21 protein-coding genes are annotated in these 23,924 nt (G+C 41.7%); 6 read left to right on the forward strand and 15 right to left on the reverse strand.

Annotated features, from left to right (window positions below; translation table 11 throughout):
- The first annotated feature begins 2 nt into the window (after positions 1-2).
- From tssA to BFG52_RS11120, 5 genes are read left to right on the forward strand one after another with little or no spacing between them, the layout of a single operon-like run.
- The gene (gene tssA, locus BFG52_RS11100) at positions 3-1,154 is read left to right on the forward strand and encodes a type VI secretion system protein TssA (RefSeq protein WP_067556074.1); all 1,152 of its coding nucleotides are present in this window, start codon (positions 3-5) and stop codon (positions 1,152-1,154) included.
- Between the two features lie 5 nt (positions 1,155-1,159).
- Positions 1,160-2,524 carry a type VI secretion system baseplate subunit TssK gene (tssK, locus tag BFG52_RS11105; protein ID WP_067556077.1) on the forward strand — a complete coding sequence of 455 codons (1,365 nt, stop codon included), beginning with the start codon at positions 1,160-1,162 and terminating at the stop codon, positions 2,522-2,524.
- 12 nt (positions 2,525-2,536) lie between these two features.
- Positions 2,537-3,340: a type IVB secretion system protein IcmH/DotU gene (gene icmH, locus BFG52_RS11110; RefSeq protein ID WP_067556079.1), complete on the forward strand. Its 804-nt coding sequence runs from the start codon at positions 2,537-2,539 to the stop codon at positions 3,338-3,340.
- A gap of 10 nt (positions 3,341-3,350) precedes the next feature.
- Positions 3,351-3,947, forward strand: coding sequence for a hypothetical protein (locus tag BFG52_RS11115; protein WP_067556082.1), 597 nt, complete (start codon positions 3,351-3,353; stop codon positions 3,945-3,947).
- Between the two features lie 7 nt (positions 3,948-3,954).
- Complete coding sequence (locus BFG52_RS11120; RefSeq protein ID WP_067556084.1) at positions 3,955-4,902, forward strand: M15 family metallopeptidase; 948 nt, start codon at positions 3,955-3,957, stop codon at positions 4,900-4,902.
- Between the two features lie 239 nt (positions 4,903-5,141).
- Here the strand turns inward: BFG52_RS11120 and BFG52_RS11125 are convergent, their stop codons facing one another.
- From BFG52_RS11125 to BFG52_RS11150, 6 genes are all read right to left on the reverse strand, one after another.
- A complete protein-coding gene (locus BFG52_RS11125; RefSeq protein ID WP_067556087.1) occupies positions 5,142-6,344 on the reverse strand; it encodes a lactate oxidase in 1,203 nt (400 codons plus the stop codon).
- A gap of 440 nt (positions 6,345-6,784) precedes the next feature.
- Positions 6,785-7,222 (reverse strand): Fur family transcriptional regulator, encoded by a 438-nt coding sequence (locus BFG52_RS11130; RefSeq protein ID WP_067556090.1) that lies wholly within the window; start codon positions 7,220-7,222, stop codon positions 6,785-6,787.
- A gap of 220 nt (positions 7,223-7,442) precedes the next feature.
- Complete coding sequence (locus BFG52_RS11135; protein WP_067556093.1) at positions 7,443-8,219, reverse strand: DUF481 domain-containing protein; 777 nt, start codon at positions 8,217-8,219, stop codon at positions 7,443-7,445.
- A gap of 303 nt (positions 8,220-8,522) precedes the next feature.
- Positions 8,523-10,979, reverse strand: a complete 2,457-nt coding sequence (locus BFG52_RS11140) for a TonB-dependent siderophore receptor (RefSeq protein ID WP_067556095.1) — start codon at positions 10,977-10,979, stop codon at positions 8,523-8,525.
- A 169-nt stretch (positions 10,980-11,148) separates the two neighbouring features.
- Positions 11,149-12,141 carry a FecR family protein gene (locus BFG52_RS11145; protein ID WP_067556098.1) on the reverse strand — a complete coding sequence of 331 codons (993 nt, stop codon included), beginning with the start codon at positions 12,139-12,141 and terminating at the stop codon, positions 11,149-11,151.
- A complete protein-coding gene (locus BFG52_RS11150) occupies positions 12,138-12,668 on the reverse strand; it encodes a sigma-70 family RNA polymerase sigma factor (RefSeq protein WP_067556101.1) in 531 nt (176 codons plus the stop codon). Before BFG52_RS11150 ends, BFG52_RS11145 begins: the two co-directional genes overlap by 4 nt.
- A 390-nt stretch (positions 12,669-13,058) precedes the next feature.
- Here BFG52_RS11150 and BFG52_RS11155 point away from each other — a divergent pair, with 390 nt between their 5' ends.
- The gene (locus tag BFG52_RS11155) at positions 13,059-13,451 is read left to right on the forward strand and encodes a hypothetical protein (RefSeq protein ID WP_067556104.1); all 393 of its coding nucleotides are present in this window, start codon (positions 13,059-13,061) and stop codon (positions 13,449-13,451) included.
- A 137-nt stretch (positions 13,452-13,588) separates the two neighbouring features.
- Here BFG52_RS11155 and BFG52_RS11160 read toward each other — a convergent pair whose 3' ends face one another.
- The 9 genes from BFG52_RS11160 to BFG52_RS11200 all read right to left on the reverse strand — a co-directional run bounded on the left by BFG52_RS11160 (position 13,589) and on the right by BFG52_RS11200 (position 23,909).
- Entirely contained in the window at positions 13,589-14,803 is a 1,215-nt protein-coding gene (locus BFG52_RS11160) for a hypothetical protein (protein ID WP_067556107.1), read from the reverse strand.
- Positions 14,804-15,053: 250 nt separating this feature from the next.
- Entirely contained in the window at positions 15,054-16,694 is a 1,641-nt protein-coding gene (locus tag BFG52_RS11165) for a thiamine pyrophosphate-binding protein (RefSeq protein ID WP_067556111.1), read from the reverse strand.
- A gap of 45 nt (positions 16,695-16,739) precedes the next feature.
- The gene (locus BFG52_RS11170; RefSeq protein ID WP_067556114.1) at positions 16,740-18,206 is read right to left on the reverse strand and encodes an aldehyde dehydrogenase; all 1,467 of its coding nucleotides are present in this window, start codon (positions 18,204-18,206) and stop codon (positions 16,740-16,742) included.
- Positions 18,207-18,219: 13 nt separating this feature from the next.
- Positions 18,220-19,011 (reverse strand): aspartate dehydrogenase, encoded by a 792-nt coding sequence (locus BFG52_RS11175; RefSeq protein WP_067556115.1) that lies wholly within the window; start codon positions 19,009-19,011, stop codon positions 18,220-18,222.
- Between the two features lie 9 nt (positions 19,012-19,020).
- The gene (locus BFG52_RS11180) at positions 19,021-19,815 is read right to left on the reverse strand and encodes an SDR family oxidoreductase (protein ID WP_067556118.1); all 795 of its coding nucleotides are present in this window, start codon (positions 19,813-19,815) and stop codon (positions 19,021-19,023) included.
- Between the two features lie 9 nt (positions 19,816-19,824).
- Positions 19,825-20,652: an alpha/beta fold hydrolase gene (locus BFG52_RS11185; protein WP_067559480.1), complete on the reverse strand. Its 828-nt coding sequence runs from the start codon at positions 20,650-20,652 to the stop codon at positions 19,825-19,827.
- A 121-nt stretch (positions 20,653-20,773) separates the two neighbouring features.
- A complete protein-coding gene (locus tag BFG52_RS11190) occupies positions 20,774-21,295 on the reverse strand; it encodes a cupin domain-containing protein (protein WP_067556127.1) in 522 nt (173 codons plus the stop codon).
- Between the two features lie 137 nt (positions 21,296-21,432).
- Positions 21,433-22,656, reverse strand: coding sequence for an MFS transporter (locus tag BFG52_RS11195; protein WP_067556130.1), 1,224 nt, complete (start codon positions 22,654-22,656; stop codon positions 21,433-21,435).
- A gap of 44 nt (positions 22,657-22,700) precedes the next feature.
- Positions 22,701-23,909, reverse strand: a complete 1,209-nt coding sequence (locus BFG52_RS11200; protein WP_067556132.1) for an NAD(P)/FAD-dependent oxidoreductase — start codon at positions 23,907-23,909, stop codon at positions 22,701-22,703.
- Positions 23,910-23,924 lie beyond the last annotated feature (15 nt).

The following is a 23,924-nucleotide window of genomic DNA, read 5'->3' on the forward strand; positions in this document are numbered from 1 at the left end:
TAATGAATATAAACATAGAGACATTATTACAGCCTGTATCTGAACAACATCCGTGTGGGGAAGATTTATCTTTTTCTAATGCCTTTCATGACATTAAAAAAGCCAAGACACAAGATGATCCTTTATTAGATCAGGGGGATTGGGTTGCAGAACCCAAACAAGCGGACTGGGTATTTGTTGCAGAAAAATGCACCGAACTACTGCAACAACAATCCAAAGATATTCGATTACTCACTTGGTTATCTGAGGCGTGGGCACATTTATATGGCTTTGCTGGTTTAGCAAAAAGCTTAGAGTTGTCCTATCGCATGCTGCAAGATTATTGGCGTGAGATACATCCAGAACTGGATGACGATGAGGATTTAGATCAGCGTTTAGGTTTATTACAAGGGCTGGTCAATCAGCTCCCGGTACTCATCAAGACCGTCGCTTTGGTAAATAGCAGCCCTTTTTATGCATTATTTGATTATGAAAGCTTTTTACATCAACAAAATAATCGACGTAAACACAGTGAAGACTATGATAGTACGGACATGTTGCCAGAACTGGAACAGTTCGAACAAGCCTTGTCTGCTAGCAGTAAAACCTTTCAACAGCAAAATTATCAAGATTTTCAAAGTATTTTAGTGCATTGGCATACTTTGAAAAATGTTTTAGACCAATTAATGCAATTAGATGCACCGAGTTTTGCCCAAGTCGATTCACAACTTGATGATATTCAAAGCGCGCTCGATAAAATCTATAAAACACATACTTTTAGTCATATAGCCACGACCAATAGCGCGATAAATCCACCCGTATCACAGGACAATAACACACCTATTTCATCAGAAAATCTGGTCCGCTCGACAGAACCCCTATCCACTACAACACCAACCATGGTGAATCAAGTGCAACAATCCTTTCAACCTGCGCCACAAAGCCATATTCAAAATCGCGAACAAGCACTCAAAATCTTGCAGGATATTTCTAAATACTTTCAAGAAAATGAGCCACATAGTCCTGTTAGCTATATGCTGAACAAAACTATTGCGTGGAGCCAAATGCCATTACATGAATGGCTCGCACAAGTGGTTAAAAACGACAATCCACTTGAATCTATCCAAGAATTATTGGGTGTTCAATCCAATAATAATGAATCTAATGACTGGTAATTTACATGTTTAAAGCAGAAAAAATTCTTTGGGGTGAAGGTTTATTTTTACGCCCACAACACTTTCAGGTTCAAGATCAATATCATGAACAACATCTGAATTATACCATTCGCGCGACGATACCCTTTTCGTATGGTGTGCAAGCGATTCATTTTGATGAAAGCCAGTTAAATTTACATGTCTTGGCTTTAGAAAAGATAGAAATGATATGGCAAGATGGCGAGGTCTATCATGCGCCCTCACAAGACTTATTGCCTGAACCGCTGTTACTAGACGAGCTTAATCTTCGTGGTGAAATGATCGTCTATTTAGCACTTCCTATTGTGCAGGCTAATAAAAAGAATGTCAGCTTTGATGAGATTACACAGCCGAGTCGCTATCATTCTTATTCAACGGATACACACGATTTATTTACAGACGCGACACCTGCGCAAATAACCTTACTGAGACGTCGGGCAGAATTTAAACTACTCGAACAAAGCATCGCACCAGATCAGGAACTCGATGGTTTTTTATATTTACCCATTGCCAAACTCAAACGGCATAGTGCAGGTACTTTTGAGTTAGAGCATAAATTTATTCCGCCTATTTTGCATATTCACTCCAACGCAACATTAATGCAAAACTTACAACGTACCCTCAATGTGCTGAAAGCGAAGATTAAAGCCATCCAAGCCAATAACCGCGAAAATGAGCAAAAGTTAATCGAGTTTCGCTCAGGCGATATTGTTTCATTCTGGTTAGTCAATGCATTAAATACTGCACATGCAACGCTTCATCATTTGTTATTGAATCCACATATCCACCCAGAACGTTTATTTTGCGAACTATTGAGATTAACAGGCTCACTGTTAACATTCTCAACAGCCTATGACGTAGATCAACTACCGCAATATCAGCATCATAATTTACAAGAAAGTTTTAACCGACTCGAAACCATCTTGAGAGATTTACTCGATACCATTATTTCCAATCGTTATATTAGTATTGCACTCAAAGAAATTCGACCTTCTTATTGGGTTGGTAGTCTTGAAACAGATAAAATTACTCGTGATACACGTTTATATCTCGCAGTATCCAGCGGCATGATGCAAACCCATGAGCTGATTCAGTTGGTTCCATTACGCTTTAAAGTTGCAAATACTGTTGATGTCGAACAGCGTGTTGTTGCTGCGTTACCCGCAATTCCGCTACATCACTTAATGCAAGTTCCAACCGCTATACCTGTACGTTCTGGCGTGAGTTATTTTGAAATCGAAAATCATGATGAACTCTATCAACGAATGTTGGATTCAGAAACACTCTGTATTTATATACCGGCAGGATTCCAAGATATTAGCGTTGAATTAATCGCGGTCCTCAATGGCTAAAGGAGAATAATAATGAAATTACCCCATGGCGCGCCGTCATTATTTGATGACGGGCAAATTGGTGCAGCAGCCACACCTTCTACAACACAACATACAGCGTATAACCTCAATTTAGTCGACTTACTTTATGATGGGTTTTATATTGTCTTTTTACTGCGTAATGGTTATGTGCCCGCTTCACCCGAAGCTTTTCGACAAAAGATTTTAGATCTTTTAGAGCGTTTTGAGTTACAAGCGAAAAAACTACAATTTTCAGCACAAGATATTCAAGATGCAAAATATGCTTATTGTGCATTATTAGATGAGACCATCGTGACTCAGCAAGATGCGAGTTATTTTAACTTGCAAAATACCTGGTTAATTAACCCACTACAATTAAGCTTGGTTGGATCACAACTTGCGGGTTATCAATTTTTTGAACTCTTAGAACAACTACGTGCTAAAGGTAAAGAACGGTTAGCGGCATTAGAAGTCTGTCATTATTGCCTATTATTGGGTTTTCAAGGTAAATACCGCATTGAGTCGATTGAAAGCCTCAACCATTTGGTTGCAAGAGTCGGTGATGAAATTGATTATTTGAAAGGGACCAAAGCAGCTTTTTCACCGTTTTCTAAACTTCCAGATCAGATCAAACATATTATCCATAAAGAATTACCGTTTATTTGGATTTTGCTCTTATTGTTTCTGTTTGCAATTTTGTCCTTTACAGGACTATATTTTATGTTGAACAAACAGAATCATACGTCATTAAACCAATATCAAAATGTGATTACAACGCCTGAAGAGCAAGCACATATTACTATTTATTTACCTTAATGGCTGAACTATGGCCCATCAAAAAAATAATTCTGTACGTATTTTACCAAGCTCAGCGAAGAAAACGGCAAAGCCCGTTGTTCTTTATGCATTGTTGGGGTTTTTAGGCGGTATCCTTACGATCTGCCTAATCATTTTTTTATATTTCTATTTTGATCAAGAAACAGATCAAACACAAAGCAGTGTTAAAACCCCGTCTAAAAGTCATATTGAAGAAAATGATGCTGATCGCACAGCAATTCGCTTAAACGACTCGCAGGCTGCTACTGAAGAGCAGGATTATGAAAATCAAGTGGATGAGCAACAGCTCAGTAGTTTATTTAAACCTGTACCACCGACAGTTGCAGCAAAAGAGCCGGTAAAAAATCATTCATCCCCTTTTGATACGATGCTTGGTCAAGCCCCACAAACACGTTCTGCACAAAACACAAAAAATCCGGAGACTAAACCTGAGCATGATCGTACCAAAAAGATTGAGAAAAGCGTTGAAAAAGAGCGTCCCACTACACCGGTAAAACCCTCTTCATTAGATAGTTTAAATATCGAAAATGAACTTAAATCAGCACAGAGCAATTCCTCTCGCGCAGCAATGAGCAAATCGGATTAAAAGCTTTATGATTGCATTTATCATTATTTGCTTTGTAATTCTCATTATTGGTTTAGGGCTATTAATGTCTTATGACTTACGTAATCAGGTCTTGAAGATATTACACGCCATTATTCCAAGCAGTAAAAAAAAATTGCTTTCTGTTCGTCATTTTGCGCAACAGATGGGTGATGCAAGTTCAAATCAGCAATTGCAAACGCATTGGCATTTACAACAATGGTGGATTTTAATTGCTGGTTTATTATTATTATCCAGTATTTTGATGTTTGCATTTACCCGTCAAATCGACCCGACCAGAGTTGAAGCTGATTATTTAAAAGAAGTTGATCCGCAGATTTATGCTCTACTCAATGGAGAAATGCTCACACCGCCACCAGAAGTTGATGAAAAACTCGTTGATATTGCAATTACTGAAGCAATTCAGTTAGAGCAGAAATATCAAGCAGCCAATCCTGATCATACTGCGTTTAATTTAGAGTTAAATAATGAAATCATGAGCCAAACTAGACATGGTCAACTTGAGAATCAAGTGGTAGACCGTAAATGGGATCGCATGAATCCTCGTTATAAACAGCGTTTACTCATGGTATTTAAAATTATGCGGGAACGTTATAACTACGAATTGGTATTACTTGAAGGCTACCGTAGCCCTGAGCGTCAAAACATGTTATCTGGTAATCGAAATACCACACTTGCCAAAGCATATCAAAGTTATCACCAATTTGGTTTAGCGGCTGATGTGGCATTTAAACGTAATGGTAAAGTCGTGATTAGTGAACGCGATCCATGGGCAATGCGTGGTTATGAACTCTATGGTGAAGTGGCTGAATCGGTTGGTTTAACATGGGGAGGACGCTGGAAATCGATCAAAGATTTTGGTCATACTGAATATCGTATGCCCGGTCTAAAGAAAACAGCAGAAATGGCAGAAAAACTCACACGAGAGGGTCAATAACATCTCCCTTAAATTAATATCATCTGGTAAAGCTGTCGGCTTATTTGAGCAACTCCAATAAGCCGACAGTTGATTTATATAAGCATACTTAAAAACTAAAACCCTCACCAGATTATAATTATTTTAAGAAGGTCACCTAAGAGGTTATTTTGTATGAATATAATTTCAAAATAACCAGATCTTTTAACAATAAAAAAATCTGGTTATCTTAAATATTTTAAAGCGACACTTGAGTTTGCTTATTCAAAATCTTTATCACTATACAATCGAGTTTGCTTAACTGCCTCAATGTCTTTGACGCCAGCCAACATCATATTAATGCGTAATTCTTTATTAAACTGTTCTACAACTGAATTTACCCCTTCAGCGCCACCCAATTGCAAACCATATAATACTGGACGACCAATCGCGACAATATCTGCACCGCTAGCCAATGCTTTAAATACATGTGAACCACGACGGACACCACTGTCAAAAACAATGGGGACGCGTTTATTGACCACTTTGGCAATACTTGGCAATACATCAAAAGAAGCTGGTCCACTGTCTAGCTGACGACCACCATGATTCGATACCCAGATGGCATCCGCGCCAGCACGTATTGCCATATCGGCATCCTCAGCAGATTGAATCCCTTTTACAATGACAGGTAAACCCGTCATTTTTTTAACATAATTAATATCTGCTGGCGTAAAACCTTGTTTCGCTTGCGCGAAAATTTCGCTGATGCCTGTACCCTTGCCTGTTTTCGCGGTATCACCATTTTGTTTGGCGAATAGCTCGAGATTGGCAAAGCCTAAAGGAAATTCAAAATTATTTTTAATGTCATCTTCACGGTAACCGCCTACCGCGGCATCCACTGTTAAAATAATCGCCTTAGCACCATTTTGCTTGGCACGTTTTAATGTGAATTCATTAAACTTGTCATTTTTACTCATATAGAGCTGGAAAAAGAAAGGGCTCTTGCCTGCGACTTGAGCAACCTCTTCAATGGTTTTATTACCATAAGTACTGAGTGAAAAAATAGAACCTGCTTTAGCCATACCTTTGGCAGTTGATAATTCACCATCTATATTGGCTAAACCTTGTGCAGCCATCGGCGCCTGAATAATTGGTGTTTTTAAATCAATGCCTAAAAATTTCGTATTGATTTGAATGTCTTTTAACTCAATACCCTGCATAATACGTGGCATAATATATTTTTTATCAAAAGCGCTGGTATTACTACGCAGATTTTTTTCATCTTCAGCGCCACCACGGATATATCCAAATGCACCAGCTTGCATTTGTGCCTCTGCTTGAGCTTCGAGGCTTGCTATATTGACAATATTTATTGGTTTATTCACAGTACTGGCTTTATATGCCGTTTCTTGTGCATGTACAGATAATGCCGCAGTCAATGTACTCAAGGCAAAAATAATGTGACGGACTTTCTGGTTCATTCAAATTACCCTCTGGTACTTAGTTAAAAGCATGTCTCTTCAAAATAAAAATATAAGTGTTTAAATTGTTAATCTATTTACAAGCACTTTAATATAACTTAAATATTTTATTATTTCCCATATTTTGAATTATTTTTTATTTTAATAACACATATGTTTTATATTGATATGCCAAATCATTTATATTTTCGATCTCGCTATAAACGACTTTGCTACTCATAGATATCAAGCAAGCTCAAAGCAGATTTATTCTGCATAAGCTATATTAAAGATACAAATATAGCTTTGCAACTTTCCAGTTAAAAGCATGCATACAAAATATTTTATTTTAAACTCGACATTCAAGATGCTTCATTTAAATCACTTCATTTTTAATTTATGCAGCAACAAACCGTTTACTATAGTTTTGGCAAATTGGCTAAACCACAATACTTGGTGCATCACTCACGCTCACAATGTTCACAGTGGGCAACGTCAATAATTACGCGGTAATCTTGTAGACTTAGTTGTCTCTGCTGACAAAGCTGCGTTATGCGTTGTTTGATTTCTTCATCATACCAAGACTGTAAAGAGCCACAATGCTGACATTTAAATTGCACTGCTGAAGCTTTAGGATTAATAAAATAAATTGCTTGTTCAAAATCTGTTTTATAACGTTGAATCAAACCTTTATTTTGAAATAATTTCAGTGTGGTATAAATCGTCGCCAAATTAATATGATGATCCATTTTGATCAACATATTTTCAATATCATAAGCAGTTAGCCCCACATCAACATTTTCTAAAATGTCATATATTGCCAATCTAGGAATGGTTACTCTCACATCAACACGTTTCAATACATCACGTGCATTATTGAGCTGTTTTAGTTTCAACATGGTCAAATCGTTACTCTGCAAAATTCAAATTCAGTCTAAAATTTAAATGAGATCTACAGCCAATCTATGGCATTTTCTTGTATCTACAACAATCACAATACAAGTAAGCTTTAAACCAGTTTATCTGCCCAACTTATGACAATAAAACTGATCAGCACTTAAAATAAATTTCATTCGATAAGCATTTGGGTAAAATAAAACTATTATGCAAATTAAAAATTTAGTATTGATATTCAAATCCCAATGAAATTCTTGAGTCTTTATGCGTATCCCATAAATCCTCTTGGCGCTTTAAATGATAACTGGCTTGCGCAAAATAGTTTTTATTTAAACGAAAATTCAAAGCGGACTTACTTCGAAAAATATGATTGTCTTGCGTTAACTCATAACTCAGATTTTGTTCATAACTGACTATTGGGCTAAAATAATGTTTATAAAATAGCCCCGCTGTACCCAAAGCTTCATTTTTAGTCACTTCGGCTAACTGTATATCGTTATAACGATAGCCCAAACCAAATTCTCCAGACAATGAAGAATGATCAGAAATTAAGAAATCACGCCCCAATCCCGCAGTCAAACTGCTTAAACTGTTATAAATTTGACTACTGTCTTTTTCCCACTGTGCTTTGGTAAAACTATAGTTCAAATCATTTTTATATTTAGCCAGTTTAAAAAAGTTTAAATACTGCTCACGTAAAGTGCCATCCTGATTACGCAACTGGAAGGTTTCTAGATTCAAATCTTTTAACCAATGATGTTGGTAATTCTGCCAAGCCACCTTAAAACGTAAATTATGTTGGTCTGTGGTATTTTCAGTCTGCTTGCTTTGCTCTTGATCCAAATAATAAGAAAAATTGAGTTTAAATAAATTATTTTGCAACATACTAGGCACACTGGCTGGCATCTGGCGTACTGGCTCAAGATCATGGCTATAAGCACTGCTGATCGCTCCCCCTAAACAAATGACCGCGCCACATTTTAAAATAAAGTGATTCATATAATTCCCCCGTCTATATACATAGACGTAGAGCGTCAGAAAAAAGCTCATATTGAATCGTTTTCTTTTGTAACAGAAAGATTTTTTGTCTGGTTGGATATTTTAGATGCAAGCTAAAATATCCTCGTGTTCCTATGCAGACTTTGTAATATATCTAATCAATTAAATGATTGGACGATGACCTAGAACAGCATTCACTCAAGCATATAACATATAAACTGTATGTTTATTTGGGATCTATTGCTTTTAAAGAATAGTATACACAGCAATATTAAGGCTTCGCCTAAACAATATCATGCAAGATTAAAACTTACTGTGTAATGTAAACATGACATTGCGCGGATCACCATAATCATTATTGCCATTCTGCTCAGCAAAAGCAGAAATCCAGTAGCGCTTGTCAAAGATATTATTGAAATTCATTGCTATCGTGCTATCTGGTGTGAGCTGATATGACAGACGCATATTCCACACCGTAAAACCAGGTACTTTAAAAGAACGATCATAGCTTAATGTATGTGTTTGTGTGCTAAAGCCACCACTTAGCGTCAGCTGGTTCCATTGTCCTGGTAACTGATAAGATGCCCATGTACGCAACATATGTTTCGGCGTCCATGTACTAAAGACTTTGCCTTGATTAACAGGATCACTTAAAAATTCAGTCTTATTAAAGGTATAACCCGCTAAAAGTTGTAGATTAGGCAATATTTCGCCATTCAGTTCAGCTTCAATCCCTTCACTGCGTACTTCACCAGATGGTTTAGAACAATACCAACCATCACAAGCAAAGCCCGATTCAACATCATTCACAGGTCGATTTTTATGGTCATAACGGAAAATAGCCAATGAAGCATTAACTTTTTCATCCATTAAAGCGCCTTTAATACCTAACTCATAATTGCTTCCGATAATAGGATCAAGGACACGTCCATGAATATCCCGAGATGATTGCGGTTCAAAAACACTGGTAAAACTACCATATACTGACCATTCTGGATTAATATCATAGATCAGCCCCACATAAGGGGTTATTTCACCAGAAGCTTTATTCACTGTTTGGGTATTATATAAAGACTCATTATAAATATACTCATACCAACTGCCTCGCGCACCGACAATTGCAGTCAATGAATTTAATGGTTTAATATGCCAGCTGGCATAAACTCCTTTTTGTTGTACATCATAATCTGCCAAAGTTTGCACACCACCAGCTGCCATAATCGTATCTACATTTTGCCATGGTCTATGATGCTCAATCGCAAAAACATTGCCTTCCGGAGTAAAAGTTCTAGCATACATATCATCTGAGGTATATTTAGAATAAGTCGCCCCCACAGTAAGTTTATTTTCCCGCCCTAAAAACTGAAAATCTCCAGTTAAATATGTATCCATCCCAATTTTAGATGAATCAAAATCAGTCGCCCAATTGGCATAGGTAATACCACTGCCGTCATTGGCCACGGCGCCTTGTATACGTTGGTGCACAGAAGTATTTTTTTCATTGAGATTTAAAATAGAAACTTTAAACCGCCAATCTTGATTAAAATGATGCTCAAAATCAGCATAAAGCATTGTCTGTTGAATATTGGCACGATTCCACCATGCACCAGAATAAGTCGAACGAGATAAACCTAAATCACCACCATCGCTATAACGCGGCAAACCTCGAATCATTGGTCTGCCCTGACTGTCTGAATAACTCACGCCAACGCCTAAAGTGGTTGCGGGACCAAGATCATAATCCAATGCTGCATATAAGGAGTGGGTGCGATTATGGACATAATCTACAAAAGAATGAGTATCTGCTTCGTCAAAGACTATACGACCACGCAATGAAGCATCTTGATTTAATGGTCCACCGGCATCTAATTGTGCACCATAACGATCCCATGACCCTGCACGCGCAGTTAACGCAATATTACGATGAGTTGAACCACGTTTACGGACTAAATTGACTGCCCCACCAGGGCTTCCTGTACCTTGCATTAAGCCAGAAGCACCACGTAAAACTTCTAAATTTTCGTAGAACACCATATCCTGTGTTCCCCAGTTTCCCAGCGCATACATATTGCGAGGAATTGGAATCCCATCATATTGCCATGCATCAATTTGAAAACCTCGTGCCGACAATATCATACCTTGCCCTACCCCTTTGGTTCCAACAACACCAGTCACATGATTTGCTGCATCACGTAAATCAGAGATGCCTTGTTCATCCATTTGCTGTCTGGTCATCACAGAAACAGATTGTGGTATTTCTTTGATACTATTGGCACCTTTCATAATAGAAATTTTAGCGCTTGCTAAACGCTTGTCTTCTGCATGCAATGAGATCACTGGCAGCTCAGCAACAGCACCTTTCTCCATCTCCACTTGCTGTGCAGTTTGGTCTGCCTTAGCCTGTAATTGGATTGTTTCTAAGATGACAATATCATCAGCTGGTGTGCTTGGTTTTTTTTCAAGCAGCTTTAAACTGTACATACTGCCATCAGCATTTTTTATCAGTACCAAGCCACTGCCGTGTAATGCCAGATCAAATGCATGATCTAATGCATAATCTCCCTCGATTGCAGGCGCAATTTTTCCTTCTAATAAAGCTGGATCTGCACTTAAACTCACTTTATTTTGACGTGCTATTTTCGCCATTGTCTGCGCCAAAGGTGCAACTGCAATTTGATAATGCTGGGTTTGTGCAAAAGCGACTTGCTGCAAGCTTGCCATGACTGCAAGTGTTAAAACCTGATAACGCGTAAAAGACATCTTGTGATCAACCTCGAACGTGACAAAATGAATGTATTCTTTTTATATGTCACGCCAACAAGGTAAATCCCCTCAAAATAATCGTATTTTTTTAAATTCAATCCGTAAAACTAACACCGTGAATGACTCAAAATACTTATACCACTCATTTCCCCACCCATTTCCCCAATCATTTCGACTGAATAACGATCCAACCTAAATGACTTTTTCGTATTCGAATCGGGTGGGTACTTTCTAAGATCTCTAAAATTTTATTGGTGTCCGTGAGATAAAATACCCCATACACTTTAATATGCTTGACCTCATCGCTTAAGTAAATATAACCCTGATGATGTGGTTTAATCCGCTCAATGAATTCTGCCAAGGTCATATCTTCAACCTGTAAAACACCATCTTTCCAACTGGCGAGATCTTGCGCTTTCATGGCGAGTTTTTCAATTTTATCTGCATCAACACGTACAGATTGCCCTTCGAATACTGCTTTAGACTGGTGACTATTGCTGGCTTTTACACGATGTTCTAATACCGCCAAATCACTATATTGCCCATGTTGTTGCACCATAAATTCTGTGCCCAAAGCTTGCATTGCAGCTTGTTTGGTTTGAACCACAAAAGGACGGTTACGATCTGCTGCCACCTTGGCAATTAATGCACCCTCTAAAATATAAATATGTCGTTGTGACGCATTATAATCGACCTGAATCGCAGAATAAGGCGCCAAAGTAATTTCACTGCCATCTTGCAAACGAATCTGTTTTTGCTCTGCTGTTTTTGTATAGTAGTCAGCTTGAATAAAAGACAAAGGACGACTTTGCTGTAACCAAACCATGCTCACCAATAAACCCAAACAGAATAATGCACCGCCCCCTTTGAGTAGCGCTTTAAGCTGACGCTGTTTAGGCTGTAACACCGTTTGCGTCATGGCTGCAACTGGGAGCTCTGCCGCGCGACTACATTGCTGTAATTGTTGAAAAGGCAGATCCATGCTTTGTTCCAGACTATGCCAAGCCTGTTGATGGCGTATATCTTGTTGTAACCAATCCTGAAACGCTTGCTGTTCAGCTAAAGTCGCTAAACCAGATTCCAAACACACCATCCAATCAATGGCTTGTAGTAAAATAGGGTCCAGTTGATCAGATGTTTGATCGTGTTCAGCTGTCATTTAACGTTGTCATTTAAAATATGTTTACGTCGTAATACACAGTGGATGGTCGCTTGTTTAATATAACGCTCAACTGTGGCCAAAGATATCTGCATACGCTGTGCGATATCTGGATGGGTTAAACCTTCTAATTTTTTCAGTAAAAAAGCCTGTTGTACAGCGCTACTTAGCCCATCTAATAATAAATCGATTTGCTGTAAAGCATCTTGGATTAAACACAATTGTTCGGCAGGAATACTATCTTGCGCTATGCCATAATGTTCCAAACTTTGTAAATAGGTCTGCTCTAAATCTTGTTTACGCCAAAAATTAAATAACTTCCGTTTGGCAATGGTTAATAAGAAAGCACGCTGTTCCCGAATCTGTGGAATACAATGTGGTTTCTCCAATAAAGATAAAAAAGTATCCTGAACTAAATCTGCCGCAACATCATTACGCGCCAGTAACTGCCTGTTGAGGTAGTTTTTGAGCCATGCATTATGATCCACATAAAGTTGTTGCATATTCTGTTGTAGGGTTGATGACATGACGCAACTCAATCAATACTGGCACTAAATTCAAATGATAGTGATTATTATTTATTTATGCGAAACAGGCAATAGTTTAGCTGCTGTTCGCGCAAATTTAATGATCAACAATGAAGATGTAGATGCTAGCTTATCCTAAGCTCGGCACAGCTTAGCCCCCTATGCCATAGCAGCGATTGAGTGCCTAGATCGACACCATCCTATCTGCAATCGTACATACTTTGTCTAAGATACGTGCAAGCAACAATAAAAATATATTTCTTAATATCAAATATTTACGGAATAACCGATTAATTTTTTAAGAATTTAAATTTTTATCGGATGGACTTCACCCACAAACTAACTGATAATGATTATCAATTATAAAGCGTTTAATATATAGTGACCATTATGGAAAAAACCAGCTTAATAGAAAAACCAAGCTTAGCCACTGAAGCCCTCCGTGCTTTTTACACCCTACAGTGTTGTTGGTTCAACAACGAAGAAATTTACCTTGAACAGGGCTGCTTACATTGTGGTTCTGCCGCAACCTATTTGATTTATTTTACCGATACCGCTGTGCAAAAGTTAATGTTGAGCTTTATTCAGCAATATAATTGTCATAATAAAAAACGCTTAGATTTGCTCGATCTACCCGATTTTGAAGACCATTATAATGATTTCCTCGAAACCCTAGAACGTGCTGTCAATCGTTATGCACGCGAACATCAAAACCAAATGAGCAAGCTCGCTTTTGAACAAGTCGAGTCCATTTTTGAACGCGCTGCAGCAATTGCCTGCTAAAACCAAAGCCCGAACTGAACCAGTGCCCCTATCCTCTAAAAAAAACCGATGAATCAAAAGTTGCAGTTGATTCATCGGTTAAGCAACATTTCGCTTAAAGAGGATTGCGCAGGACCTAGATATAACCTAAAGCAATTTTAGAAACTAAAGCCAATATTTAAATTGACGCGATACATCCATTTCTCACTATTTTCAGAAGTCGCTGAAGTAAACCCCGTGCCATTCGTTGCGCCACCAATAATATTGGCATTTTTACCCCAGGTATAATCCGCCCAAAGCATAAAGGGCGATGCAATAAACATTGCGCCGGTGGTATTCATCTGTGAAGCTGCCCAATCACTACGTTTTTTATCGAGGTAACTATAGTCATTATAAAAACGGATGGCTTTTAATTTGCCCATATTCTGTACGGGTAAGGTATAGGCCACATTGACACTCGCAACCGTTCCCTCAGAGGCAATAAAATATGCCGGCGTTAAACCATTTGCCCCCATTAAGGTCATGTCTTTGTCGACGCCGGTTGGATTCTTGGCATCATATTGATAATGAATCAGTGAAGACTGTAGATTCCAGCGTTGATAGTTGCTATTACTATGTAGCCCGACAGCATAATAATGACCTTGTTTATCGGTGCTCTTATTATGCAGCTGTGCCCAAGAACCAGACAAACCCGCTTCATGTTTCCCCAACTGCGCATTGCCAAATTTATGTACCACACGTGCATTCACTTGGTTTTGCTTTTCATTTTGATAGCCAGCTTGGAACGATAAATGATTCTCCGATAAATCTTCATAAGTTGCCGACTCTGGTGAATAACGCAAATCTGCATCTAACATACGCGGGTAATATCCCAGTTTAATATCCCAATCGGCATTGTTATACCCCCAGTTCACCCCAGGTGCAGCATTATTGCCATAGCCTAAAAAGAAGGGGATATGATAGGTCCAACCATTTTGTGGATAGGGATAAATCGCAAAAGGTTTATAAACAATACCAGCTTCAAGCCGTTGCTGATCTGTGAGTTTATAGCCGACAAAGGCTTTTTCAATTGAAGTTTTTTCTTGATCCTGTACCACGTAGCTGGCATCTAAATAAGCCTTGTCATACTGACCTTTGAGGTCTAAACGAAAAATATCAAAGTCTAATTTGCCAAAACCGCGGTTTGGACTAGCCTGCCATTGCTCATAGCGATGGTTTAAACGCACTACCCCACCGACTTTAAAAGATTTACGACCATCTGCACTGCTCCACAACAAAGGGTCTCTTTGCTCAGTCGATGCCTCAGCATAGCTATAACTGTTTAACCCCGTGCAAGATGCGACGATTGCAACGCTAGAAATTATTTTTTTCATATCATTTCCCTATGGATGTCTTGTTTTATATAAAAAACATTGTTTGGTATTTAATTTAGCTAAAAAAATAATAGTGAAGACTTGCTTCAGCAGCTGTAGGTCGGCAATTCCTATGCGCAACCCCTTCGCCCTTGATGAAACTTCGCCCTTGATGGAACTAGGCTTTAGCAGACTAAGGCGTAGAATTTCCCCAAAATTCCCACACCTTGAACCTCAGCCCTCACTAGAATTTATTGGCGCAGTACAAGCACTAGTACAATTTTTTCTGTGGCGGTCCAGCAAACTGTAATGGACCAATAGCATGCATATCCAGCTCAATAAGCGCAGGACCATCGATGGCAATGGCTTGCTGGATTGCCGTTTTAAATTCGGCAGCACTGCCTACCTTCCAACTTTTAATTCCCATGGACTCTCCTAATAAACGATAGTCTGGTGTGTGCAGTGCATTAAAATATTGTCTGCCACTAAAGTAATTGTTTTGAATGCCGCGCATTACGCCATAACCGCCGTCATTCATTACCATCAACACCATGTCGGTATTTTCCTGTGCCATAGTGGCAATTTCACCAATACCCAGCATCAAACCACCATCCCCCACCAAACCAACGACTTTCTTCGTGGGATTGGCAATCGCAGCACCAATGGCATGCGCCAAGCCTAAACCAATGGCACCCGCCAAGGAGTGAATATTTTGCTTTGGTCGCTGTACTGGAAATAGACGACTGCCCCAAGTACTGCCAGACATAGTGATGTCACGAACAAAAATGCCATCCTCAGGGAGGGCTGCACGCAAATGATCACAAATCAAAGCATATTGATCCATTTGCTCACGTAGCTTGGCGATGGCTTGTTCACGTGCTGCGGTGATTTGCGCGTCATAGTCAGCATCTATTTTACTGAGCCCCGACATAGCCTGTAGCAAACGTGCCAAGGTGTCGCGGCTATCACCACAAATAAATTGTGAAATCTTATAATTGCGTTGCTGTGCCATCGGACTGGCATCAATTTGAATCACCTGATCTGGAAAAGCCAAACTATAGGTTTTGGTTTCATTGCTTCTGAGGCGAGAACCCACCACCAGCAATAGATCAGCCTGTTCTAGCAGTTGCTCCACAGCCGTTGCATTGTGAAAGGCTCTTAAATTACGCGGATGATCATCCGCCAAAACGCCACGGGCATGCGTAGACGACAGCACAGGTATCCCCAAATCAGCCAAGGCACGCACTTCGTCAACCGCATGTAAACACCCGCCACCAACCCATAGCATCGGGCGTTTGGCTGCGGTTAACTGTGCCGCAAGCGCATCGATTTCAGCTTGTTCAGCAGCAGGCAAGGCTAAGGCTTGAACTGGTGCTAAATTGGCGGGTAAATCGATTTCAGCTGCCTGTACATCGATTGGAATTTCTACACTCACCGGACCCATCGGTACAGTGGTCGCAATACGAATAGCCTCTCGAATCACCCCCACCGCATGCTCTGGACTGCTAATACGAAAAGCAGCTTTACTCGATGCTTTTAAAAAGCTGAGCTGATCTTTGGTTTCATGAATAAAACTGGCATCACGATCGAGATACTCGCGTTCAACTTGCCCAGTTAAATGCAACACTGGGCTGGCGGCATTCATAGCTTCGATTAAAGAGCCTACCGCATTGCCAGCCCCTGCGCCAGTACTGGTCAGGGCTACGCCCAAACCTTTAAAACGAGCATGTGCATCTGCCATCGTCACCGATCCAGCTTCACCACGTGCAGCGATAAAACGAATTTTTTCACGGCGACCTATGGCATCGGCAATGGGTAAGTTATGGATGGAAATTACGCCATACAGACTCTCAACCTGATGTTGTTCCAATATTCTAGCGATGGCTTCGCCTACATTTACGCGTTCAGTCATTCTTTTGTTCCTTCATTCTTAATGGTGCTGGCTTCATCCTACTGGCTACTCAGCCCAAGGGTTGGCTTGCTCGCTTAATCCCAAATAAATACTTTTTTGCTGCATATAAGACAAAATACCGAGTCGTCCTTTTTCGCGGCCAATACCACTGTCTTTGAAGCCGCCAAATGGGGTACTCACCGAAAACTTTTTATAGGTGTTAATCCAAACCGTTCCCACCTCAAGCACACGTGCCAAACGCCAAGCGTGACGATAATTTTCAGTCCAAATACCAGCTGCCAAACCAAAACAACTGTCATTGGCCTGAGCGATCAGATCTTGTTCATCGTCATAAGCCAGCACCACCAATACAGGACCAAAGATTTCTTGCTGACAACTTTGCGCTTGATTGCTTAAACCCGTAATAATGGTCGGTGGATAATAACTCCCTTTGCTCAATTCGCCTGCAGTGAGTGCTTCACCTCCCAGTACCACCTGCCCCCCTTCAGCCTTGGCCAACTCGACATATTGGTGCACCGACTGCAAATGTTTGGCATTGATCAACGGTCCCATATGTACATTGGGCTGTTCTGGATGCCCCACCCTTAAGGCAGCACTGATTTCCACAATACGCTTTAACAGACGGTCATAAATTGAACGGTGAATAAACAGCCTTGATCCTGCAATACAAGCCTGCCCGGCCGAACTAAATATGCCATAAACAATCCCTTTGGCTGCCAACTCGATATCGGCATCGGCAAGTACGATGGTTGGTGACTTCCCGCCCAATTCCAACGCAGTGGTAATCAGTTTATCGGCAGCAATATGTGCCAAATGCCGTCCTGTAGTGGTTCCGCCAGTAAATGAAATCTTGCGCACCAAGGGATGCTGCGCGATGGCATCACCAATCACTGCGCCACGCCCAACCAGCACGCTCAATAGACCTTTGGGCAACCCAGCTTCTGCAAAAATTTTCGCCAGTTCCAACGCAATCAATGAAGTCGCTTCGGCAGGCTTTAAAACCACCGCATTGCCTGCAGCCAAAGCCGGTGCCAGTTTTTGTACTTCGCTGGCAATCGGTGAATTCCACGGTGTAATCGCAGCAACCACCCCCACTGGCTCATGCACACTCATGGTCATAAAATCTGCGGCACGCTGTGTGGTGAGCTCTTCATTTAAAGTCTCACATGCAGCAGCATTGAAACGTGCTGTCGCCGCCGCACTCATCACCAAGGCACGGGTTTCAGCCAAAGGCTTACCATTATCACGGGTTTGTAATTGCGCCAATTGCTCAGCACGTGCCTCAATCAAATCAGCTACACGATATAAAATTTTAGCCCGTTCATGTGGCAATGAATGACGCCATGCGGACTGACGCCAGGCTTGGTCGGCTTTCACGATTGCCTCATGCACATCATCAAGCGATGCGCTCGCAATCTCGGCATTGAGCGACTGATCCGCAGGAAAGTTACTTTGGATCACAGGACCACGCCCTAAACGCCATTCTCCAGCGATATAAATTTCTTTTACCATGGCAACAATCCTTTTAAATTTGAATGGCATCAACACTATTGCGGCATGCACGGATCACGCTCAGTGCAGCTAAGGTTGAGGTTTTGGGATTGCTTGCTAAGGGCACACCAGACATTTCGATATGCATTTGTCCAAAACGCCCTGTCGCAACAATGCTATGTTTATTTTGTTGAATATGTGGATCAACACTCAGCTCCACACGGGTTTGATCCATACCTATTCCAGCCAAAGCAATGGTGGCAGCAACATTGGCATTGGCTGGAAAATCCAAAGCAGCCTCACGCGCTGTACCGGTATAAAACACAGTGCTTTCTGTGACCTGATCTAAATCAATCAACTGTTCGGCATAGCTTCCTCGCCAGCTCTTGGGGCTTTTACAACCTTTATAGGTCACCTGTTCTAAGCCACCTTCTTTGGCTGCAGCTAAGCCATCAATACCTGCGATTGCACCAGCAAGCACATGTAAATGACCGCCAGAATTTTGCGCAATGTGAAGTAACTGTTGTAAAAAATCGGCATCTGCCAAAGTGCCCACTGAGATCAAGCCGAGACGCCAGCCTTTGCCTAATACCTGAGCAGCATGCTGTTTGACCGCCGCTTGACCAGCCACTTCAATCACATAGTCTGGCTGCCCCTGACAAGCCTCAACATCACTGATCACTTGCACCGTTGCTGGTAACAGTTGTTGTACATGGGCGACACTCCGTGCAGGAACCACCACCCAACGTAGCACTAAATCTTCAGGTAAATGCTGGCGAACTTCGTTGGCCATTGCACCAAAGCCAATCATCATCAATTGTTTCATAGGCTCACCTTATATGTGTTTATTAAAGCCACCAGAGACATCAATCACAGAACCTGTGGTATAAGATGCCAATGGTGATGCCAAAAACACCAACGCTTGAGCCGCTTCTTCAGGCTTACCCAAACGCCCCATAGGAATGCCGCGTTTTTTGGCAATATTGCCAATCCACTCAGCCCAAGACTGCTCAGGATCACTGCGTTCTTGATAGCGTCGTTTCCATTGCGCAGATTCCACCATGCCCAATAAAATTGAATTGACCCGAATCCGATCTGGGGCAAATTGATGCGCCAAGGAATGGGTTAAGTTCAGTAATGCCGCACGTGCAGATGAGGTTGCGATCATGTGCGGCTCTGGTTGTAAGGCCAATAAAGAATTAACATTGCTAATCGATGCAGCATTTGATTGTTTTAAGGCTGGCAAAAAAGCGCGGATCGGGTGCAAAACACTAAAATACTTCAGCTCAACTTCTTTGAGCCAGTCCTCATCTGCCGTATTGTCAAAGTTAGACACACGCCCTTGCCCAGCATTATTGATCAAGCAATCCACACCTGAAAATTGTTGTTGTACCGCAGCAGCAAATTGCTGTACTTGCTGTTTGTCTAAAACATTACATGTCATGGTAAAGATTTTGGCATCTGGATAACGCGACTCCATATAAGCACGTGATTGTTCTAGACGCTGTTGGTCTCGACCACACCATGCAACACGAGCGCCTTGTGCCAGTAATAATTCGACAGTTGCCAGACCGATACCAGACGAGCCGCCGGTCACAACTGCATTTTTCCCTTCTAATTGGAAGCTCATTTCCCTATCTCACATCTTTGCGTCATGAAGTGACAATAAAATTTGATTGAACTGTGTGGCTTGGTCCAAATAACTCAGGTGCCCTGCCTGTTCAAGCGCATAACACGACTGCAGCTGAAACTGATCTGCCAAGTCCTGAATATCTTGTGGCGGTGTGATGCCATCCAACATAGCTTTAATGACATGGGTATGGGCTTGTTGTGGACGCAAATAACGCTTTATAGCGTCATAGGCCAGTAAATACGATGCCGCAGTAAAACCAGCCAAGCCAATGCCTTGCATCATGACGGTGATCAAGTGCAAAACCTCTGCCGAACAATGCGCAGCCAAATGCGGTCCACGCAATTTAGCCATGCCAATCGCACCCAATTGTTGCAACATTTGCGGTCGCTTGGCATAAACCTCAGCTTGCTGTGCCGCATCTGCGCTGTAATAGCCTTGTGCTGGATTGGCCAATATCAGTGCGCGTACATATTCGGGATAACTCGCCTGAAATGCCGCCGCCTGCATAGCCCCCAAGGAGTGCCCCAGTAAAATGACCTGTTTCACTCCCAACGCATCCAACCATGCTTTGAGACGATGGGCATAATCCAGCGCATTAGGCTGATCGGTTGCCAAAACATCGGATTGACCATACCCCGGTGCATCCCACGCCAGCACATGAAAATGCGGACTTAAGGCCTGCAGCTGTTTTAGCCATGCACCTGAGCCAGAACTGATACCATGTAACAACACCAGATCTGGTCCTTGACCGGCTTCACGATAAGACTGCTGCACACCGGCTAAATCGATATGCTTTACTTCAAACTGTGCCAATTGTTCAACCAAAGTCATCATGGTCATCCTGTTGTTCCAAACTGCTATTTCGATCAGCTGCGTCGCTAGACCACCATCAATGGGTCAAACGCTTTAAATTTTGCGCCTCGCTGCGTACAACGACGCGCTTTGCCCCTTATCATTAACGCTTAATTTTTGACAAAGGATGCTCAGGTGGATAGTTCGGGATGGTCGGTTTGCCGGTTCCCAGCATCACACACATCAAGGCATCATCCTGACCTGGGTTAAAGAGACCACGATAAATACCCGGTGGAATCGAAATCAAATCGCGCTCTTTTAAACGGGTTGAGAATTTCTCACCGTCATGTTCAATAAATAGATCAATCTCACCACGTAGCATAAAAAACACTTCTTCTACGTCATGGTGGATGTGTAATGGTCCTTCGCATTGTGGCGGCAACACCATGGTAGAGAAGGTAAAATTCTCAGCAGGCACGGTATTGCTATCATTGGCGACCCCTGTTGCACCCGTTCCCATATAGCGCATTTGTGCACGGCGATATTTGGGGTCATAGTCGGCTTGAAATTTCAAGGCATTAAAATCGTATTTACGCGTTTCAAAGCGTGCGATACGCCCAGCAATCCAATCTGCCAATGATTGACCTTCCGGTTGTTTCCATGATTCAAATTGTTGTGTAGACATAATCTGCTCCTGTTTATTGCAACGTGATCAAAAGATCCGCTGCCGCATCTGTACCTTCAAGCGGTCTAAAGTTCTAAGCTTCTAAAGTTCTAACATGTTGTCAGTCCAAGTCTGTCGCCTCGACCGAGCATGCCGCGCTAGTAGCGTTGTAGTAAGGGTGCCAAGAAAAATGCCCCAATCACTGCAACAGCTGCCAAAAAGCTAATGCCGATATTAAAACTGCCGGTTTGCATCACAATGGCACCAATCACCACCGGTGCCGCTGCACTGGCAAAATTACCCAGTCCATTAAAAATTCCACCTGCTGTTGCGCCCACATCGGCTGTGGTAATCCGTGCTAATAGGGCAAATACTGCGGCGACCCCAAAGCCCCACGCCATGGCACTTAAGGACATGGCAACAATGACCAGCATCGGATCGTGTGCCAAGACCATCAAGTACATAAAAATACCTGCCACCAAAAGTCCCGCACTGACTTGTATAGCGCGGCGTCCCCAACGATCTGAAATAAACGCCCCGAATACTTCACCCAGCAACATGGCGATAAACGGTAAGCTGGAATAAATACCAAATTCTTTTAAGTTAAAGCCTTTGTCTTGGATTAAATAAGACGGCACCCAGCTGTTTAATCCCCATAAGTACGTCATCAACGCAATGTTAAAAATACACAGCAACCAAAAAGCACCATTGCTGATCAAACGCTGGGTATTCTTTAAGTGGGTTTTAAAATTGACCCGTTTCCCTACGCCTTCCAGATCAACCGTACGTTTCAACTGCAAGTCTTTTAGGCCATACACAATCAAAGCCAAGACCACAAAAGTCATCGCACCCATGACAAAAAAGGTGCTATGCCAATCGTAATGTGCCAAGACAAAGGCTGTGATCGGAAAACCTAAAAACGCGCCGATGGGGGTACCCAACAAGAACATGGTTGATGCTCTGGCTTGCTGACGATCGGTATAAGTCTGTTTAACAATGGTATAAGCCAAGGCAAACAGCGGACCTTCTGCCAACCCCAATAACACCCGTAAAGTCAGCATGGTGCTATAGTCGGTGGTGAAGCCCATTAAAATCATGAGAATGCCCCATGAGGTCACACTCCAAAACAACATTTTTTTCGGGCTAAAAATATCGCCCAAAAAACTCAGAAACATTGAAGAAAAACCGTATGCCAACAGAAAGCTGGTCATCAGCCAACCGAGTTTGGCTTTGTCCTGCGCAATCCCCATGGCGTGTTGAAAGGTTGCGTCAGAAAACAATACTGCGATGCTGATCTTGTCAAAAAAAGCCAATACCACGCAGATCATTAAAATGGTCGCAGGTATCCAATGCTTAATCCCTGTTTTTGCATCATTATCCATGTAAAATCCTTTAATTCATGGTCTAATACTATGATTTTTAACAGCTATTTTAGTTTCATCAGATTAAATTCTGGATCTTGCAACTGTGCTGGATCCAACTGACGTGCGCTGCTCATCCATCGTTTAGCCAGTTTGACCCATTTCGCTTCATTGACCGCAATCATATTGAGTAACTGCTGTTGTTGATCCAGATAAAAAAAACTAAGCTGGCGATCCGACACTTTGCGGAGAATGACTTGCTGCGTTTTTTCTGGCTGATAAGTCCCTAAAATTTGAATATTGCAGTCATATTGATCAGACCATAACCAAGGAATATCTTGGTAGGCTGTCATATCACCCAACATCGACTTCGCTGTTGCAATCGCTTGATTTTGTGCATTTGCCCAAGACTGAATGCAATACCCCAAGCTGGGGTGAATCGCGACATCTCCTGCCGCATAAATATTGGCATCCGAACTTTGCCCATAGGCATTCACCACAATGCCATCTTTACTGTCGAGCCCAGCCTGTAATGCCAGCTCCTTGGCAATGTCAGCTCCCGCGCCCACCACCACACAGTCAAATTGCTGTAATTTCACATCGGCATTAAACACTTCGATACGCTGACTACTGCTTTCAATCAGATGCAACTGGGTTGCATTTAAATGAATCTGAGTGCCCATTGCTTGGTGTAACTGCAACAAAAAGTCTGAAACTTCTGGGCTCACACTACGCGCACAAAGCCTGCTGCCATACTCAAAAATATCAACTTTTTTACCTTGTTTGCGTGCAGTCGCAGCAATTTCCAAACCAATCCAGCCGCCACCAATGACCGCAACATGCTCAGCGCTCGCCAATTTGTCAGCCAATTGCTGGCAATCTTGGATATCGCGTAGGGTATACACATGCTGCATACTCGACCAAGTCAAAACAGGTATGCGCGCACGGCTGCCTGTGGCAAGCAGTAATTTGTCATAAGCTAAGACTTTGCCACTTTGCAGCTGCACCGTTTGCGCGGTCTTATCCACATCAATCGCGATATCTGGTTTATGCCAAGTAATCGCAAATGCATCGACCTGATCCTTCGAAAATAAATTCAAACTTTCTAGCGTCGCTTCACGCGATAACACCGCTTTAGACAAAGGCGGGCGTTCATAAAACACTTGTTCTTCGTTGGACACCACATGAATTTCACCCGCAAAGCCTTGATCACGTAAGGTATGTACAGCCCATCCTGCCGCTTGCCCGGCTCCAACAATCACGATTCGATCCATATTGTTGTGCTCCTA

Source organism: Acinetobacter larvae (genome assembly GCF_001704115.1).
GTDB classification, from domain to species: Bacteria; Pseudomonadota; Gammaproteobacteria; order Pseudomonadales; family Moraxellaceae; genus Acinetobacter; species Acinetobacter larvae.